The organism is Nocardia sp. BMG111209, from assembly GCF_000381925.1.
Lineage (GTDB): Bacteria > Actinomycetota > Actinomycetes > Mycobacteriales > Mycobacteriaceae > Nocardia.
Map to the genome: position 1 here is coordinate 1,555,904 of NZ_KB907308.1, position 17,472 is coordinate 1,573,375.

General features: G+C 68.1%; 12 protein-coding genes. 1 reads left to right on the plus strand and 11 read right to left on the minus strand.

Annotated elements, in window-relative coordinates:
* Positions 1–136 precede the first annotated feature (136 nt).
* The 10 genes from G361_RS0130525 to G361_RS0130570 all read right to left on the minus strand — a co-directional run bounded on the left by G361_RS0130525 (position 137) and on the right by G361_RS0130570 (position 13,958).
* Entirely contained in the window at positions 137–1,051 is a 915-nt protein-coding gene (locus G361_RS0130525; protein WP_231387133.1) for an ESX secretion-associated protein EspG, read from the minus strand.
* A 13-nt stretch (positions 1,052–1,064) separates the two neighbouring features.
* On the minus strand, positions 1,065–1,358 hold the full coding sequence (locus G361_RS0130530) for a hypothetical protein (RefSeq protein WP_019930940.1): 294 nt from the start codon (positions 1,356–1,358) through the stop codon (positions 1,065–1,067).
* Between the two features lie 60 nt (positions 1,359–1,418).
* Positions 1,419–1,757: a hypothetical protein gene (locus G361_RS0130535; RefSeq protein WP_019930941.1), complete on the minus strand. Its 339-nt coding sequence runs from the start codon at positions 1,755–1,757 to the stop codon at positions 1,419–1,421.
* A 46-nt stretch (positions 1,758–1,803) separates the two neighbouring features.
* Positions 1,804–3,135: a PPE domain-containing protein gene (locus G361_RS0130540; protein ID WP_020647649.1), complete on the minus strand. Its 1,332-nt coding sequence runs from the start codon at positions 3,133–3,135 to the stop codon at positions 1,804–1,806.
* Between the two features lie 49 nt (positions 3,136–3,184).
* The gene (locus tag G361_RS0130545; protein WP_019930942.1) at positions 3,185–3,505 is read right to left on the minus strand and encodes a PE domain-containing protein; all 321 of its coding nucleotides are present in this window, start codon (positions 3,503–3,505) and stop codon (positions 3,185–3,187) included.
* A gap of 124 nt (positions 3,506–3,629) precedes the next feature.
* Positions 3,630–7,640, minus strand: coding sequence for a type VII secretion protein EccCa (gene eccCa, locus G361_RS0130550; RefSeq protein ID WP_019930943.1), 4,011 nt, complete (start codon positions 7,638–7,640; stop codon positions 3,630–3,632).
* Between the two features lie 16 nt (positions 7,641–7,656).
* Entirely contained in the window at positions 7,657–9,195 is a 1,539-nt protein-coding gene (gene eccB / locus G361_RS0130555) for a type VII secretion protein EccB (protein ID WP_231387134.1), read from the minus strand.
* 32 nt (positions 9,196–9,227) lie between these two features.
* Entirely contained in the window at positions 9,228–10,991 is a 1,764-nt protein-coding gene (gene eccA / locus G361_RS0130560; RefSeq protein ID WP_019930945.1) for a type VII secretion AAA-ATPase EccA, read from the minus strand.
* 125 nt (positions 10,992–11,116) lie between these two features.
* The gene (locus tag G361_RS47415; RefSeq protein ID WP_019930946.1) at positions 11,117–13,030 is read right to left on the minus strand and encodes a hypothetical protein; all 1,914 of its coding nucleotides are present in this window, start codon (positions 13,028–13,030) and stop codon (positions 11,117–11,119) included.
* Between the two features lie 13 nt (positions 13,031–13,043).
* Entirely contained in the window at positions 13,044–13,958 is a 915-nt protein-coding gene (locus tag G361_RS0130570) for a C40 family peptidase (RefSeq protein ID WP_019930947.1), read from the minus strand.
* A gap of 196 nt (positions 13,959–14,154) precedes the next feature.
* Here G361_RS0130570 and G361_RS0130575 point away from each other — a divergent pair, with 196 nt between their 5' ends.
* Positions 14,155–15,324: a hypothetical protein gene (locus G361_RS0130575; RefSeq protein WP_026343697.1), complete on the plus strand. Its 1,170-nt coding sequence runs from the start codon at positions 14,155–14,157 to the stop codon at positions 15,322–15,324.
* A gap of 124 nt (positions 15,325–15,448) precedes the next feature.
* Here the strand turns inward: G361_RS0130575 and G361_RS0130580 are convergent, their stop codons facing one another.
* Entirely contained in the window at positions 15,449–17,437 is a 1,989-nt protein-coding gene (locus G361_RS0130580) for a hypothetical protein (protein WP_155981859.1), read from the minus strand.
* Positions 17,438–17,472 lie beyond the last annotated feature (35 nt).

Genomic DNA, 17,472 nt, shown 5'->3' on the forward strand with positions numbered 1-17,472 from the left:
CGTCGTCACCGAAGAACGCGTCGTACCCACCCCGGGTCCGGACGCTCCGGACCGAGTTGCCGTTCGTGCCCGGCGCTCGGTTCATATCCCTCAATCCTCTCGAAAAGCGCAGCACCCCAGGCGTCGAGCCTCCGGCTCAGTCGGACCTGCTGGTACCGAACCAACTCCGTCCGGGCAGCAGCTCGACCAATGCCACCAGGCCCGCGTGCAACGCGGTGCCATCACCCGGCACGTAGGTCGACCAGCGCTCGCCGTCGAGCGCGACGCTGGGCGTCACGACGATCCGGCCGGATTCGGTGTCCATCACGTTCATGGCCACCGATGGTTCCATCGTGCCACCATCACGATGTTCGATCATCACCACTTCCGCTTTTCGCACCAATCGGTCGAACGCTCTGGTGAGCACGCTCGCAGTATGCGCCACCGCACCGAGCTCCACCAGCGCTCGATGCCGCTCCTCCCGTTCGGGCGGCACCTCGGCCAGTAGCCGATCGGTCACCCGCATCGGCTCGAATTGCACTGCGGGCCAGGGACCGAGCGCCGTGGCGAGGGCAGCCGTGATGGTCTCGAGGCGGTCCCGCGATTCGAAGACCTGCTGGATGACGATCTCGTCCGCGCAGCGGAGCGCGAGCACATGGGTGTCACCGGCCCGCACCAGCGACATCTGCAGCAATGCCCGAAGCCCCTGATCCGGGGCGGGATCCGGATCCACGACGAGTGCGCACAGTTCGACGTCCGGCCGGTCCAGGCAGTGCAACCAGTGCTCGACCACCGGATGCACACGACCGTCGACGAGAACGCCCACCTCGGTGAGCCGCTCGGCGACGGCAGTGCGCACCCGGTCCGGATCCTCGAGCAGAAAATGGTTCGACAGTATCGTCAACACTGCCGGGTAGCCGCCGATGCCAGCCATGTCCTGCAGTAACAGGGCGGCATCGACGTTCAACTCGATCGCAACCGGATCGTTGTCCACATCCTCGCCGGAATCCGGCTCGGCGGGGGCAGTCCGGCCGCGCCGATCCGACGTCGACGGAGCGGGCTGAGACTGCACGATCGTGAAACTCTCAGATCGCCAGGAACATGTTGCCGTTGGCGGTGTCGGTCGAATGCACCAGACCCTGGGTACCGCCGACGCTCTGGATCGAGGTCTTCAGGTTGGCCAGCGTCGTGATGTACGAGTCGTTGTCCCGCTTGAGCCGGGCCATGATGTCCTCGTAGCCGGTCGCACCGGCACCCGCGAACTCCTGCATCAGTTCGTTCCGGATGGCCTCGATCTGGTGCGCGTTCGTCTCCATGCTGGAGACGAGCTGGTTCATGGTGGTCGTATGGATGTCAACTTCGTTGAAGTCGAATTTCATGATGTGTCAATCCTTTTCAGTGATAAATTTCGAGACTCGTACCGGCCGGGGGTGATCCGGTCAGAAGTTGGTGTCGACCTTCCCGTCCCCACCGGCGTGCTCGTAGACCTTCGCCGCGCCCTGGAGGTCCTGGTCATCGATCTTCACGCCCGCCGTCCGCAGCGCGTTGACGATGTCGTTCAGGGTGTTGGCGAGCTTGGTGCCGGCGGTACCCGCGTCGGAGAGCGACCGCTGGATGGCCGCACCGGTCGCCGGGCTCTGCACGGCGGACTGCAACCCGCTCTGCGAGGCGGCCAGGGTCCGCAGGTAGGTCTCCAGCTCGCCCAGGCAGATCGAGGTGTCCTGAGCGCCGGTGTGCAGCTTGGCCGGATCGGCGATCATCATACTGGCGGTGGCCATGTGAAGTTCCTTTCTAAACGGTCATTTCCTCGGCCTCGGTACTACTTCACCGAGAACGTTCATCGTCCGACGACCATTCGTCGTCGTGATCCAGGACCCCGATCAGATCGGCGTCATCCTCCGAGGATTCGTCCCACAGCGGATCGAGGTCGTACTCGAGCACACCGATCGCGGGCGGCTGCTCCAGCTCCGGCACCTCGTCGAGTTCGCCGGGTACGAATACCTTCCCGGACACCTTGACGGCCTTGCGCTGCTTCTCTTCCTCGCGCTTGCGCCGCTTCTGCGCCTGGGGCGCGGTGACGCCGCGGCGCTGCAACGCCGGCTCGGGTTCGGCGAGACCGGTTCCGGCGCCGAAGGCCCGGCCGCTGGTCATCCGGCCCCAATTCGACGGCATCCGAAATCCGGTGGCGGACCCGGCCATCGAGCCCAGGCCGCCGCCGGACATGCTGTACGCGGCGTACGCGCCCATGCCGGTCCCGAGCTCGGACATGTCGCCCGAGTACGAGGAGTCCGAAAGATCGCCCCGCTCGAGCGGGAGCCCGCCGTCCGGCCCACCCAGGCCGTTGTCCGGCAACGAGTCCTGGACGTCGGCGGGCTGCTGTGGGTCGGTACCGGTGGGGTTGCCGCCGGTGTCGCCGGGCTGCTGGGTGCCGGTCTGCGTCGGATCCGGATTCGATTGGGTGGGATCGGTTCCCGGATTGTTCGTACTGCCCGGATCGGTGGAGCCCTTGGGATCGGTGGAACCGCCCGGATCGGTGTTCCCCGGCGACGAACCGGGACCACTGGGACCGGGGCCCGAACCCGAGGGACCGGGACCACCGGGCCCGGGCCCGGGACCGGACGTCGTGTTGACGATCGACGGAGCGGGTTGCGGGATCTCGGGCAGCCCGCCCACGATATCGGCGATCGACGCCGCGTACCCGCTGTAGGCCGAGACCGCCTGCGCGTTCAGCGCGCCCAGCGCGCCGACGGCCGATATGAGCACCGGCGTGGTGAGGGGCGTCGGATTGGCCGCCAGCCCGGTGATGAGCGTGCGCACTCCGGAGAATGCCGCCGGGGGCGGTGTGAGCATCAGTGTGACGTTGAACGACTCGGCCGCCATCGCCGCCTGATTCGCCGCGGTGTACGAGTTCAGCGCCTGCTGGCGCACCCAGGTCGCGTGGTTGCGGAACGCGGTCTCGGCCCGGGTCGCGGACGGACCCTTCCAGATGTTCTGCATCCCGTCCATCGTGCCGTCGGAGTTGGCGGCGCCGTTGCTCAGCGCCTCGGCCAGCGTCGAGTACGCGGTGGACGTGTCCACCATCGGACCGGACCCGATGCCCGAGTGCAACTGGTTGGCGAGCGTCTCCCCCGGCCCGATCAGAGGGTCGATTGGCATGGCTGTGTCACTTCCGACGAATCACACCGAATCTCCGAACGGAGACCGGCTAGATCGACACGATCCCCGCGGCCGCCCCGGTGACGTAGCCGCCGCCGGACTCGTCGCTGCCGGTGTAGTCGCCCGCGATCGGGACGAGAACCTGGGAACCGTGCAGGATGTTCGTGAAGCCCGGCGCCGCCTGGGCATAGAAGTGAGCATGGTAGACGGCGAACGCCTTCGCCGCCGCCTGGCTCACCAGGTCCGACGCCGCCGCGGTCGGATTCGCCGCGACCGAGGTACCTTCCAGCGCACCCATCAGATCGGTGTGGATCGTCGACAGCGTCGCCGAGAGGGCGGGGAAGTCTTCCGGGATTACTTCGAGAGCCATGGGATGTCTCCTCGCGACTGGTGGGAACTCGAAGGGTGGTACACGGGAAACGTTAAGTCATTCCCAACTTTGGGAAAGAGACATAGGTTGTCCTGGGATCACTGTGCTGGTTCCGGTAGCCACGTCACTGCGGCGCCTCCGGTATCCAGGCCGCCTGGACCAGATCCTTCCGGGAGAGCAGCGGCTCGACCAGGATGCCCCGGCCCACCGGCTGTTTCGTCGCCTTCACGTCCGAGATCAGGATGCCGTCGAGTTTCGAGCCGTCCATGACGAAGCCGGACGAGTTGAGGTTCTTCATCTGCCCGAGCACGTTGTCGTACAGGGCGCCGTCGGCCTGTGCGATGCTGCGGGCCGCGATGATGTGCAGGCCGGTGTCGCGGCCGTCGACGATGATGTCCTTGATGGGATCGAGCGGATTCAGCATGCCGCGCTGCGCCACCATGTGGTAGTCGTCGATCACCACGAAGATCTCCGGCCCGGACCACCAGGAGCGATCCCGCAACTGCCGGGAGGTCACGCCGTCGGGCGGCCGGCGGGTCCGCATCTTCGCGGCGAACGGGGGCAGCCCGTCGGTGAGGTCCCGTTCGCTGGTGAGGTATCCGATCGACATCTCGGGGGGCAGCGCGTCCATGTGCTGCCGCCGGTAATCGATCAGCAGCACTCTGGCCTGCTCCGGGGTGAACTGCCGCCGGATCGACTCCAGCAGCCCCGCCAGCACGGTCGACTTCCCCGAACCGGACGAGCCCACCACGATGAAATGCGTCGAGACGCCGAAGTCGATGGCGGCGGGACTGAGATCCGACTCGCGCATGCCGAACGGCAGGACCAGCCGCTGGGCCGGTGTGACGGGGCCCGGCCGACCGGCGAGGATCTGCTCGAGGGTGACCTGCGCCGGCAGCAGCTTGACCTCCGGCGCCCGCCGATCCCCGTAGGTGCGGCCGAGCTGCGCGACGGCGGCCGCCGTACCCGCGCCCAGCGAATCCGATTCGCCCACACCGTCGGTCCGCGGCAGCGCGGTGAGCATGTGCAGACCGTCGGTCGAGATACCGCGGCCCGGCCGGTTCGCCGGAATGGAGGCGACGACCGGACGATGCGTGGTGAAGACGGTGTCCGTCAGATCACCGAGCCGCAGCTCCAGCCGGGTCTGCAGCAGATCCTTGATGGCCGGCCGGATCGCCGCCCAGCGCGAGCTGCTGACCACCAGGTGGATGCCGTAGTTCAAGCCCTGCAGGGCGATGGCTTCCATCATCGGCAGATATTCGTCGAAATACGGTCCGGTGACCGCGAATCCGATGTCCCAGCCGTCGACGATGAGGAAGACGTCGCCGTGCACATCGCCCCGGGCGGTCAGCTCGGCGGACTCACGCGGTGCGCCGCGACGCCGCCGGAACTCGCGGATGCTATCGATCCCGAGTTCGGTGAACAGCGCCTGCCGGTGCGCGATCAGGTTGTTGATCAGCGCGAAGGTACGCCGGATCCGATCGCCGTCACGCGACGAGGCCACCGATCCCACGTGCGGCAGGTTGCGGATGCCGGACAGGCCGCCGGAGAAGTCCAGGCAGTAGAACTGGATCTGCTCCGGGGTGTGCGTCAGCGCCGCCGCCATCATCAGTGCTTGCAACGCCGTCGATTTGCCGGACTGCGGGCCGCCGACCAGGGCCACGTGGCCGCCCGCGCCGGACAGATCCACCGACCAGACGTCCTGGCGTTGCTGCCGCGGCATATCGATGATCGCCCAGGGCACCCGCAGACGGCCCGGCTGGGCGGTCTGCACCAGCCGATCCAGGGTGGCCGGAACACTCAACGGCGGCAACCACATCTGATGTGCGGGACGGCCGTGCCCGGCCAGTTGCTGCAGCACCGTCTCCATGACGGTCACGGCCTCGCTGTCCGGTACCTCCAGGGCATCCGGAGTGACGACCTCGGGCTCGATCACCGTCGGCCGGACATCGGAGGTATGCGCCGCGGTGAACAGCTGCGGTGGCTGGTAACCACCGCCGGCCCGGCGCGCCCGGCGCGCGTCCGCCACGGTCGTCTGCGCGGGCGCGATGTAATTCGAGCCGACATAGGCGGCCTGGAACCGCTGCAAATCGCCCGCGCCCACCCGCAGGTATCCCGCGCCCGGCTTCTTCGGCAGGTGGTACGCGTCGGCGGTGCCGATGGCGTCGCGAGAGTCGCTGGTCTGGTTGGTACGCAACGCGATCCGGTACGACAGGTGAGCTTCGAGTTCACCCATCCGGTTGGCCGGCACCTTCTGCGAGGCCAGCAGCAGGTGGATGCGGAGCGAGCGACCGAGGCGGCCGATGGCGACGAACAGCTTCGAGAAATTCGGGTGCTGCTCCAGCAGTTCGGCGAACTCGTCCAGGATGATCAGCAGCGTCGGCATCGGGGCCAGGTTGGCGCCCTGCTCCCGGGCCCGCTCGTAGTCGGCGACACTGGCGAAGTTGCCGGCATCGCGCAGAATGCGTTGCCGCCGGCCCATCTCGCCGTTGATCACGTCCTCCATTCGGGTGACGAGATCGGCCTCCTCCTCCATGTTGGTGACGACCGCGGTGACGTGCGACAACCGGTCGAAGCCGAGGAAGGTCGCGCCGCCCTTGAAGTCGACGAGCAGGAGGTTGAGCACGTCCGGCGGGTGCGTCGCCACCGCCGAGAGGACAAGTGTCCGAAGGAATTCCGATTTGCCGGAGCCGGTGGCGCCGATGCACATACCGTGCGGGCCCATGCCCTCCTCGGCGGATTCCTTGATGTCCAGATAGACCACCTGGCCGGCCGGGTCGTAGCCGAAGGGGATGTTCAACCGGGAGCGGTCGGCGTCGCGGCGGGCAGGCCACTGCTGATCCACCCGGATCGCGCCCGGGTCCGCCAGATGGACCAGTTCCTCCCACGAGTTGCCCACGCTGGATTGCTCGGCGACCACCGCCTCCACGACCGTGGACAGCCGATAGGGCGAGATGCCACGTGACAGCGCCGTCACCCCGGCCACCGACATGGTGTCGGCGACGCCGATCCGCCGGATGCCGCGGCTGGTGGTCTCCTGCAATGAATGATCCGCGCCCACCTCGAATTTCAGCGCGCGCGGCAGTGCCTGTTCGGTGTGCCCGAGGCGCAGCCAGGTACAGCCGTCGATGCCCGAGATATCACGATCGGCGGCAGTGCCGGTGATGTCGACGATCAGCAGGAAGTGCTTGCGTTCCAGACTCGGTTCACTGTTGGCGGAGAACGGGCCGCGGTTCAGCCCGGCGAGCACCTTGGCGCGCAATTCGGCGACGTTGCGGTACACCATGCGCGCCGAGCCGATGCCGTCGGTGTCGCTGGCGTGCTGGGTGTGTGGCAACCATTTCAACCAGGACCATTGCGGCGCATCGGGTTCCGACAGCACCGCGGCCACCGCGACCTGGTCCGGGCCGTGCAGCACCACCACCTCGGCGATCATCGCCCGGACCAGCCCGGCCACCGCGTCCGGATCACCGTCGAAGCCGACCTGCGGGGTGGACAGCAGATTGATGGCAACCGGCATACCGCCGACGGTGGAGTACGCCTTGGCGAAGCGGGTGAGCTCGACCACGCCCACCGGATCCAGATCCGAGGTCGGCGCGGCTTCCGGCACGATCACCCGGACCTGGTTGGCGATGCGGCCCCGGCCGATGCGCACCCGCAGGAATTGCGGTGCGGCGACCTGTACCTCCCACATCCGCTTGCCGCCCACCAGTCGGGGCAGTTCGGCCGGCCCGGGATGGGTGTAGCGGAGGTAGTCGAAGAGTTCGGTTTCGGCGTCGCGCACCTGTTTCCGGTTCTCGGCGAGGCTGCGCAGATAGTCCTTGCGGTCCTCGTTCAGGCTCGCGGAATTGTTACCGCCACCGAAGGATCCACCGATCATGCCGAACATCGACACGACCATCATCATCGGGAACATCAAGGTGGTCGGGGAGAATCCGCCGCTGGAGCGGATCATGATCACCATCATGCCGCCCATGCCGGCCATCATGACCACCGGCATGATCATCTTGACCCGCGACGGCGGAACGGGTTTCGGCAGTTCGGTGGGCGGCTGCAAGCGCAACTCCGTGACGGCCGGCGCCTTCGGGCCCCGGACCATCCGGGCCGGACGGACGAAGCGACGGGTACTGGTCACCTGCTACCAACCGATCTCACTGGGTACCGCCGAAACCGATCACCGTACGATCGGGCGCGATACCGTCGTGCGCGATCCGGGCGTCGCGCTGGGACAGCGTGGGCCCGACCGCGAACAACGACACGATGCTCCACGGCGCGGGAACCGGGTTCCGCAACGCGAGCGCGGTCACCGTCGGATCCTGGCCGGTCTGCCCGGGTTGCACGTCGACGCCGTAACGTACCCCGGTATCCGAGATCCAGAACATCGACTCGCGCCGCGCCGAGGACGGATCGGCACCGGTGGCCTGGACGAATCGGCCGGCGCCGCCCGCCAGATATGCCGCGTCGGCGGTGGCGCCGTGCGACAGCTGCGCGGTGACCAGGTCGACGGTCCGATTCTGCTGGTCGGCCGGCAGTGGCAGCTGCCGACCGACCAGCAGAGTGGTGGACGCGTTCTGCGCCGTGGGCGTACGCGACCACTCGTAGCACGTCACCAGGAAACGTGCCGGGTCGACGACCCGTAGCGCCCGGGTGGGATAGCTCTCCGTGCCGGGCCAGCCGCCGGGGCGGAGATTGGTCGCGATCACGTCCGGGCCGACCGATTGACTCGCCACCGTGCCACGGGCGTTCGCGTTGCGGATCATCGCGGCCAGCACCGGCCCGATCTGCACGACGCCCGACTGTGAGACCACGTAGTACGACGCACCCCGGTCCGGAGTGTTACCGGTCAGCACCGCACCGACGGTCACGGTGAGCCCGGAATTGAGCGTGACGGTGCTGCCGGCGCCGGGGATCTCGGGCACCCGGATCGGCGGTACCTCTGGGATCGCCCCGATCAGGCCCTTGGCGGCGGCGGGCACCTGGACGGTCGAGTCGATGCCCAGCGCCAGCATCACGGCGGTGTCGCTGGTACTGACCGCGGCCCGCACCGCGCCCTTCTCGGCATCGTTGTAGACCAGCCAGGTCGTGGCGTCGTCGCGCAGCAACCGGGCCTCGCCCTCGGCCAGCGGGCGGATGAGGTCGCCCCCGTCGACGGACAGCGTGCCGCCGATCACCGTGGTGCGCATCGCCGCCCGAGCCACCGTGGGCAGCCCGGTTCGCGGATCGACCGGCGCCGCGGCGCCGGTCTGCGAGGTGTCGCACACGGTCCAGGTCGAATCACGGGCGCCGTTGTCGACGATGCTGTTGGGTGCGCCGGGGATACCGACCAGCGGACCGCGCGGGTATTTCGCGATTTCGTCGTGGGACACCGGCACCGGGGTGTCCGCGCTGCCGACGATCAGCCGGGCCGAGGTGAGGTTCAGCGCCGGGTACAACCGGTTGCCCAGATGCACATACAGTGCCCCGGTGTCCTTCTCGGACACGATCTTCGACGAACCCACCATCTTGGCGGGCTTGAAGAAACCCAGCACGGCCGCGCCCGCGATCACCAGGCAGGCCAGCGCGATACCGACCGACAGTGCCGTGGACCGCCCCCGCTGCGGATCGTCGAGCATCGACGCGTCGCGCCGGACCAGCGCATGTTCGATGCGGCGCAACAGGAATCGCCATCCGGAGATCTGGTGCCTGGTCACCACCCGGAAACGTGCCACGGCGATACCCGGTGTCAGGCCACGCCGGCGCTGCGGCTGAGGCTGTCGAGCGCCGCGGTGATGTCGGATTCGGAGATGGTCATCAGCTCCTCGTCGGTGAGCGACAGCACATCGACGTTGTCGCGGGTGAAACGGTAGTCCCGTTCGGACTCCGCCGATTCTACGACGTTACGGACGAACCGGCCGTTGCCCACCAGGTCGATCATCTTGCGGCCGTTGCGCATCTGACCACACAGCCGATCGCAGTGCGCGCGCAGCACCTCGCGGGAATCGTAGGCGAGGATCGAATCCTTCTTCCTCGCAATGAATTCCGCGATCTGCACCAGCTCACCGGGATCATAGCTGGAGAACCGTACCCGCTTGGTGAAGCGCGAGGCCAGACCGTCGTTGGAGGTCAGGAAGCGGTCGATCTGGTCCTCGTAACCGGCGATGATCACCACGAGTTTGTCGCGGTCGTTCTCCATCCGGGCCAGCAGGGTGTCGACGGCCTCCTTGCCGAAGGCGTCACCACCGGACAGTCCCTCCTGCACCAGGGTGTACGCCTCATCGATGAACAGCACGCCACCGAGCGCGGAGTCGATGAGCGCGTTGGTCTTCGGCGCGGTGTGGCCGAGATGGGTGCCCACCATGTCGTTGCGGGACGCCTCGACCACCTCCGCGTTCTCGACGACGCCGAGGCCGGCGAAGATCTTCGCGATCACGCGGGCGATGGTGGTCTTACCGGTGCCGGGCGGACCGGAGAAGATCAGGTGGTGCGAGCGGGAATCCACGGCGAGGCCGCGCTTGGCCCGGACCTGGTCCATCAGCACGCCGGACTTCAGCCGATCCACCTGCTCCTTGACCGACGCCATGCCGATCTGGGACGACAGCAGCTCCGAGGCCTCGGCCAGCAGCGCCTCGCGCTCGGTGCGGGCGGCGGTGGCGGCCACCTCGCCCGGGTCGTCGCCCGAGCGCGGATCCCACCGGTTGGTGCGGGAGGCGATGACCTCCGCGGTGGCGACCTCGAGTTTGTAGGTCTTGTCCTTGACCGCGTTCTGCCACTCCTCGCGCTGCGGCCACAGCGCGGAACCTTGCAGCCCCTTGAGGATTCGTTCGGCGGCCTCGTGATCGCCGGTGTGCCGCAACACCATTCCGAGCAGGAAGTGCGCGTCGGCCCAGATGTAGGAGAGATTGCCCGAGGCGCTGTCCTCGACGATCCGCTGGGCACGCGGCAGGGCCTCGCCGAATCGGCCCAGATGCGCCAGCGAGCGCGCGGCCATGAGTTCGGCGGCGATGTCGAGCAGGCCGTCCTCGATGATCGGCTTGGCGAGGCGGGCCTCGAGCACGTCGTTCCAGCGCTTGGTGCGGAAGTACAGGGTCATCCGGACGAAATCGGAGACATCGTCGTGCGGCACCTGATCGAGGATCGCGACGGCCTCCTCCCATTCGCCGCCCTCGGCGTACTGGCAGGCCTGTGCCACGGCGATCTGGTCGCGGTCGGCCATCGCCACCCGCAGTCCGTACATGCCGATCTCGACCTGGCACCACAGGGTCCGGTCCACCAGGCCGGCCCGCTGCTGATCGCGATAGAGATTGTGCACGGAACGATAAGCGCCGTACACCACTTCGGAATTGACCTCACCGGCCATGGCGCGGCCGAGCCACGCATCACACATGTCGGGATCCAGATTGGTCGCCGCCCGGAACGCGGCCAGCGCATGCTGTTCGTTCCGCACACCGCCGGCCACCAACCCGAGACACTGCACACCCGTATAGAACGCGTCCTCGGCCGCTGACAACTCGGATTCCTTCCACCTCGCGCCTGCTCGAACGATAGACACTCTGGCCCTGTGATCGTTGGCGAGTGTTCCCCCGGCTGGGAAGTCCCGTTCGGAGACCGGACCGGATATTTCCTGCGAATACGTTACTTCGGTTCGTCAATTGTCGGCCCGTTGGATGACGGGACATTTATCGGACCCGGAATGGTGTCGCGGCTACGGGTCCAGCGGGCCGGCGGTCGCCGGACCCGCTCGGCGTCGGTCGGGGCCGAGACGATCGGATGCGGTCCGGCCGACGCCGGCGACGATTGCGACGCAGTGGGGTTCGCGTCGTCGGCACCGTCCGCCGGTGCGGAGCCGATATCGCCCGCCGCGGGCAGGCCGTCGGCGGCCGGCCCGGAATCCGGTGCCCGATCGGCCGATTCGGGGGCGAAGACCTGCTCACTGCCGTCCGCAGCCGGAACCGGCTCGGCGCGAAGGGGTTTCGACCACGGCGTGCCGGAGCGGCGCCGATCGGCGGCGGCACTCGCGGGCGCCGGTTCGGCTCCCGCGACGGGTACGGGTACGGGTGCGGCCCCGGGAGCCGGAGCGGGCCGGGGGCGGCCGGGCCCTCGCCACGGGCTGACGCGTCCGCCGCGCCCGCCACCGCCGGGGCTCCCGCCGCCCGGTTGCTGCCCCGCGGGTGCGGCGGTATCGGAGTCGGCGTCCGGCGCCACGTCGGCGGAATCGGGGCCGGCGCCCGCCGCCGCCGGCTCGTGGTCCCCGGCCGACGAGACGACCGACTCCCCGCCGGTCGACGGAACATGGTGTGGTGCGGCAGCTTCCGCACTCGGCCCGAGCGAAGACGTGGCCGGCTCGGGCGCGACTCTCGCATCCGTCCACCGGCCGGTGGCGCCCGGGTCCACCGGCGCGGCCGAGTGACGCGCGCCGGTGGAATCCGGAATCGAGGATCCGGCGTCCGCCGGATGCGGTGCGGCCGGGGAATGCGTCGCCGCGGCGGCAGCCGCGCCCGGCGCACCGACGCTGTGATCGGCCGTCGCCGCGCCGTGCCGTGCAGAATCGCCCGGAGCATGCGCCGGCGACGAATGCGTTGCCGCAGCGGCGGAATCGGCCGGGGCGGCAGCGCCGCCCGGGGCAACGGCGCCGTGGGCAGCGGCGCCGTTCGCACCCGGCGCCGGATGTGGATCGGCCGGTGGGCTCGTCGAAGAGCCCTGCGGCACAGCCGATCCGGCCGCGGCCGGCGTGGCCCCGGCGGGTTGCGCCGGTACCGGCGACGACGGTTGCCCCGAGCCGGTGACCGGATCCGCCGGCGTATCGGGGCCGGTGGTCGGCGTGCTGAAATTCATCCCGCCGACGGTGTTCGCGAAATCGTTCGCGTGCTTCACCATGTCGTCGGCGTACTTGTCCAGCAGCGCGGCGTAGCGCAGTACCTCGTCCGGCTCGATGTGCAGGGGCATCGTCGACGAACTGCTCGGCGGCGGCACACCCAGCAGATCCTCGACGGCGTGGTGCAGCGCCCCGCCGACCATCTCTTCGACGACGTGCTCGAGCGGTTCGATGGCCTTCTCGACCACCTCCATGATGAGGTAGGCCACCAGGTACTGCTCGAGGGCCGAGAGGATCCGCTCGGCGGCGTCCCGGATCGCCATCATGGCCGCCGCGGACAATCCCCCGGTCGCGACGGTGGCCGACAGTGCCCCGAAATACGAGGCGGCCAGCGCCGTCAGTTCGGCCAGCACGGCGACCTTCGCGACCGTGATGACCTCCGCGGCGATATCCAGTGCCCGGCCCACCGCCTTGCACGCCGTATCCAGATCGCGCATGTGGCCCGCGCTCATCCGGCCCCATGCCGCGAGCATCTGCTCGTACGAATATCCCGAGTAGACCGAGTTCATATCCTTGATGGCGCCGGTCGCCTGCGAATGGGTATTCGAAATGTTGGTCGCGAAATTCTCGACCTCCCGGCCGAGTCTCCGCACCTCGTCCTCGTTGATATCCGGATACGGGACGCCCATGTAATTGAGGAACAGGGCGACATCGTGCGGAATTTCGATGGGCACGACGGACTCCGGATCAGAGGACCCGTACGACCACGGCGTTGCCCGGCATCCGGGACCACCGCACGTTCGCACCGGAGTGCGGCGCCTCGATCACCATGCCGTTACCGGCGGCGAGTTGCACGTGCTCGGGCCCGCGCGCGCTGAACGAACTCGCCGGGAACACGAGATCCCCCGGCCGGACGTCCGAGGCCGGTATCCGCACACCACTGTAGATCTGTTCGTAGGTGGTACGCGGCAGCACGACGTGACCGCCGGAGGCCTGCGCCACCGCGTACTGGGTGAGCCCGGAGCAGTCGAAGCCGCCGCCGCTGGGCCCCCGGGCTCCGCCGCCGCCCCAGACGTACGGCGTACCGACCGCGGCGTTGGCGGCCCGCACGGCCGAGCCGCCCGCGGTGCCGTCGGAGGGCAGATTGCGCCGTCTGGAGCGGGATCGCCGGGGCCGGGTGGCCGCGACGGTGTGTACCCGCGCCGGTGTCGCGGCCGGTGGCATGATCTGCGACGCGTGTTTGCGCGCGGCCGCCACATCCGCGTTCACCTGGTCGGCGGCGCGGCCGATCGTGTGCTGCGCGGCGTCGAGCAGGGCGGCTCCGGCGAAGGGAGTGTCGCCGAGCGAGGTGATCGCCCGTGCCCGGGTACGGAAGTCGGCGATCTGATCCGTCAGTCGGCCCCGGCCCGTGACGGTACCGTCGGCGGCCGCGCCGACGGCCTTCGCCACGATCACGTCCTTCTGCCCGTGTCCGTCGGCGGCCGTGGACTGCACGCCCCGAGTATCGGTGTATCCGTTGACCGACCGGCCGGAATGCGCGGTCAAATCTCCCGGGATCGTATTCATTGCAAGTGCTTCGACCGAACTGGGCTGAGCCTGCCCGTAGAGATCGACCAGCGACTGCAGCACACCGTTCAGATCATCGGCCAGTGCCGGCGCCATTCGACCTCCCGTTCTCGCGGCCCCACTCGAATTGTCCCTGCGGAAGATCTCATTGTGACGCCTGGCTGCTTTCGTACCGTTCCCAATCCTGGGGCGGGTCCACCGAACAGCATCGTGGCCAGTCGATTCGGACCGCTTCCCAAGTTCGGGAAGACTACACAATGAGGGAGGTCGACAGGGAGGCGGTGAAACACGGATGACGACGGCGACCGGAGTGGGCCAGCACTACGCAACGGTGACACTCGTCCGGCCTCCCGGTGGTTCCACGGCGCTGAAGAGCCTCATTTCGATGGCGGAATCCGCCATTCAGACCGCCGTCGATCTGCTGGGCCGCGGCACCACTGTCGCCCCGCCTCAGGTCGACGATCTGCTCACCACCGTCCAGTACAACGACCTGGAGCAGGGCGAGACCACCAAGGCCTACAAGGCGGTGCTCGCGGCGGTCCGGTCCCGCCAGAGCGCCCTGCTGACCTACGACGACACCGTGCTGCAGGCGGCCATCGTGATGTCCGCCGACAAGGACACCTCGCTGTCCGCCATCGAATCCGTGATCTCCGAATTGAACACGTTGTTGACCGGAGTCGGGAAGGCGAAGCTCACCCACGCTCAGGAATCGACCCTGATGACCGAGATCGGCCGGGCGGTGGACGCCGTGTACGAAAAGGTCACCGCGGTCGCGGAACAGAACGCGGCGATGGCGGGTTCCGGCAGCAGTTCCTCGGACGGCGGCTCCTCGGGCACATCGTCCGACGGAAGTTCCTCCGACAGTGGATCTTCCGGCCAGGGCACCGGAAGCGGCAGTTCTTCCGGCAGCGGTTCGGCGACCGGCGCCGCCGCCTCCGATTCGTCCGGCGGCGGGTTGTCCTCGCTGCTTCCCCTGCTGATGATGATTCCGATGGGCGCGATGGAACTCGCGCCCGTCGGGATGGAACTCATGAAACGGCAGCAGGACGCGCAGGAAGAGCAGAAGCAACACGACGAGCAGACCGCGGGCCCGGGCGCCGGCGGGCCACCCGGGCCGGGCGCACCGGCGTCGGAACAGTCCGCCGACGCTTCCGCCGAGGGCACCGTGTCGGACTCGGAATCCGGAAGCGTCACAGCGCCGCCCGGACCGCCGCCCCCGCCGGCGGCGCAGAATCCCAGTACGACAACGCCTTCCGGCGACTCCGGCCGTACCGGCGCCGCCCCACCACCGCCGGGCGGCGCTCCGCCGACCGGAACCGTTCCGGCGCCCGATGATTCGGGCAATCCCCGGCGGCAGGCCCGGCCGCCGCAGACCGTCCCCATCCCGGCGTCGACCGGGGCCGGCGATCAGGACTATGTCGACGCCGGACAGTATCCGGCCGAAGCCGACTCGGGGATCTGATCCCTCCCGGCGCCGGATCGGGAATTCGACCCGGCTCCGGGATCCGGCCCCGGCCGGGGAACGTGGCGCGACAATTGCGGTGCGGGCACCCGGGTACCGTTGCGGCGCGATCGAATCGGTCCCGCTAGGTCGAACCGGTCGCGACCGCGGCACCCCGGCCCGACGGCGCGGTGACCTGTTGCACGCCGGGAGCGGCCGGGCTCGGCTGCGCGTTCTGCGGCTGCTGCCCCGGACTTCCGGCCGCCGGCGGCTGCGCGGTGGTGGACGGCTGCACGTCCGCGCCGCTGGGATGATAGAAACCGCGGAAATCGCCGTACCCGCCCTGACCACCGTCCGGCGGATTCTGCGGATCCAGCGGCACCAGATGCCCGTTCGCGACCATCTGCAACGAGCCGTTGTCGACGACCACGACCGCACTACGGTTGTCCCACTGCACCACGTCGCCGGTGTGCAGGTGCGAACTGTCGATCTGGTTCCACGGACTTCCGGGCGTCGCCTGGCCCGGCGTGCCCTCGTAGGCGGCGCGGGCGTCGCTGCCGTTGGGATTGTTGAGTTCGTGATTCACGGCACCGGCCACCACGGACGACACCTGCTGCGTGGACCCGTCCGGAAGTTTCATGCTCACATCGGATTTCGCGCCGGCCACGGTCGGCGGCGCGGATCCGTCGGCGGAAACCGGAACGGGCACTGCCGCATTCGGATCGGTGGTGGCGGGCACCACCTGCGGCGTGCCGTCCGGTCCCACCACCATCTGGCCCTGGCCGTCGCCGTACGGCTGGCCCTGACCGTCGACGCCCTGCTCGCGTTCCCGGCGCTCCTTCTCCTTCTCCTTGCGCTGATCCTCCTGCTGCATCTGCTGGAGGATCATCTGCACGATCGAAGGCAGGATCATCAGCGGCATCATCAACAGCATCAGCATGCTGCTGTCCATGCCGCCGCCGGAGGCGGAACCCGTCGAGGCGCCGGTGGCGTCGACGCCGCTGGAAGCCGTTCCGGTGGAACCGGTGTCGGTACCGGTACCGGAGCCGCCGTCCGTGCCGCCACCGCCGGTGGTACCGCTGCCCGAGGTCGAACCGCTGGTGGAACCGGAGGCCGAGGTCGAACCGCTGGTGGAACCGGAGGCCGAGGTCGAACCGCTCGAGGAACCGGACCCCGAGGTCGAACCGCTGGTGGACGACGAGGTGCTGTTCGACGCCTGCCCGGCCTCGAATCCCTTCTTGTAGCCGTCCTTGACGCCCTGATCGTAGGTCGGGTTCTTGTCGCCGATATCGTGTGCGGCTTCCTCCATCGCCTTGTTCGCCTCGGCGACTCGATCACTCGCGTTCCCGAGCTGTGTGTTGATCTTCTCGACGAGGCCGTTCTCCGCCCGGCTGGCGGCTTGAGCGGCATGAATCTGGTTCATGTCGTTCGTATCACCGGCGGTCGTTATCCTCCGGATGATGGTTTTCTCCGCCGTCTTCAGATCCGTGTTCAGCGAGTCGTAGTAGCCGTTGATCTTCGTCAGCGCGGTCTTGGCCACCGCCGGAAGGTCTTTCATCTTGACGCCGACATAGTGGTCGCCGTACTGCAGGCCGGACGCGATCTCTTTCGCCTTGTCGAGATTGATCGTGTAGTAGGTGCCCATGCTGGACGTACCCTTGATCTCCAAACTGTCCGACTTCGGATCCGTCGACGGAGTCAACAGCTTGGAAACATCGGGCACGTCGGAGGGATGTCCGGCCTGAAGCGGATCCGTCAGGGACTGGAATACCTTCTGAGCCACGTCCAGCAGTGCGAACAACGTGTCCGATCCGCCCTGCGGGTGATACAGGTAATACGGTCCCAGGTCGGTCGGCGAGAACAGGTTCACCTTCGTACCGCCGGCCGCGTCGGACGAGACGGATCCGTCGGGGTTGAGGGTGAGCTTCACCTGGGAGTTGTTGAGAAACCCGTATTTGATCGCGGCCGGATCGGTCTTGCCGTAATCGGCGAGGATCGAGCCGTCCGAATTCACCAGGTAGAGGTTTCCGTCGTAACCGACCTCCACTCCACCCAGCGTGAGATTATCCGGCAGCGAATCGTGGTAATGCGGTTCCCAGGTCTTCACTTCGCCGTACTTGGGGCTCCACAACATAACCGATCCGCCGGGCTCGGAGATCAGTCTGTACT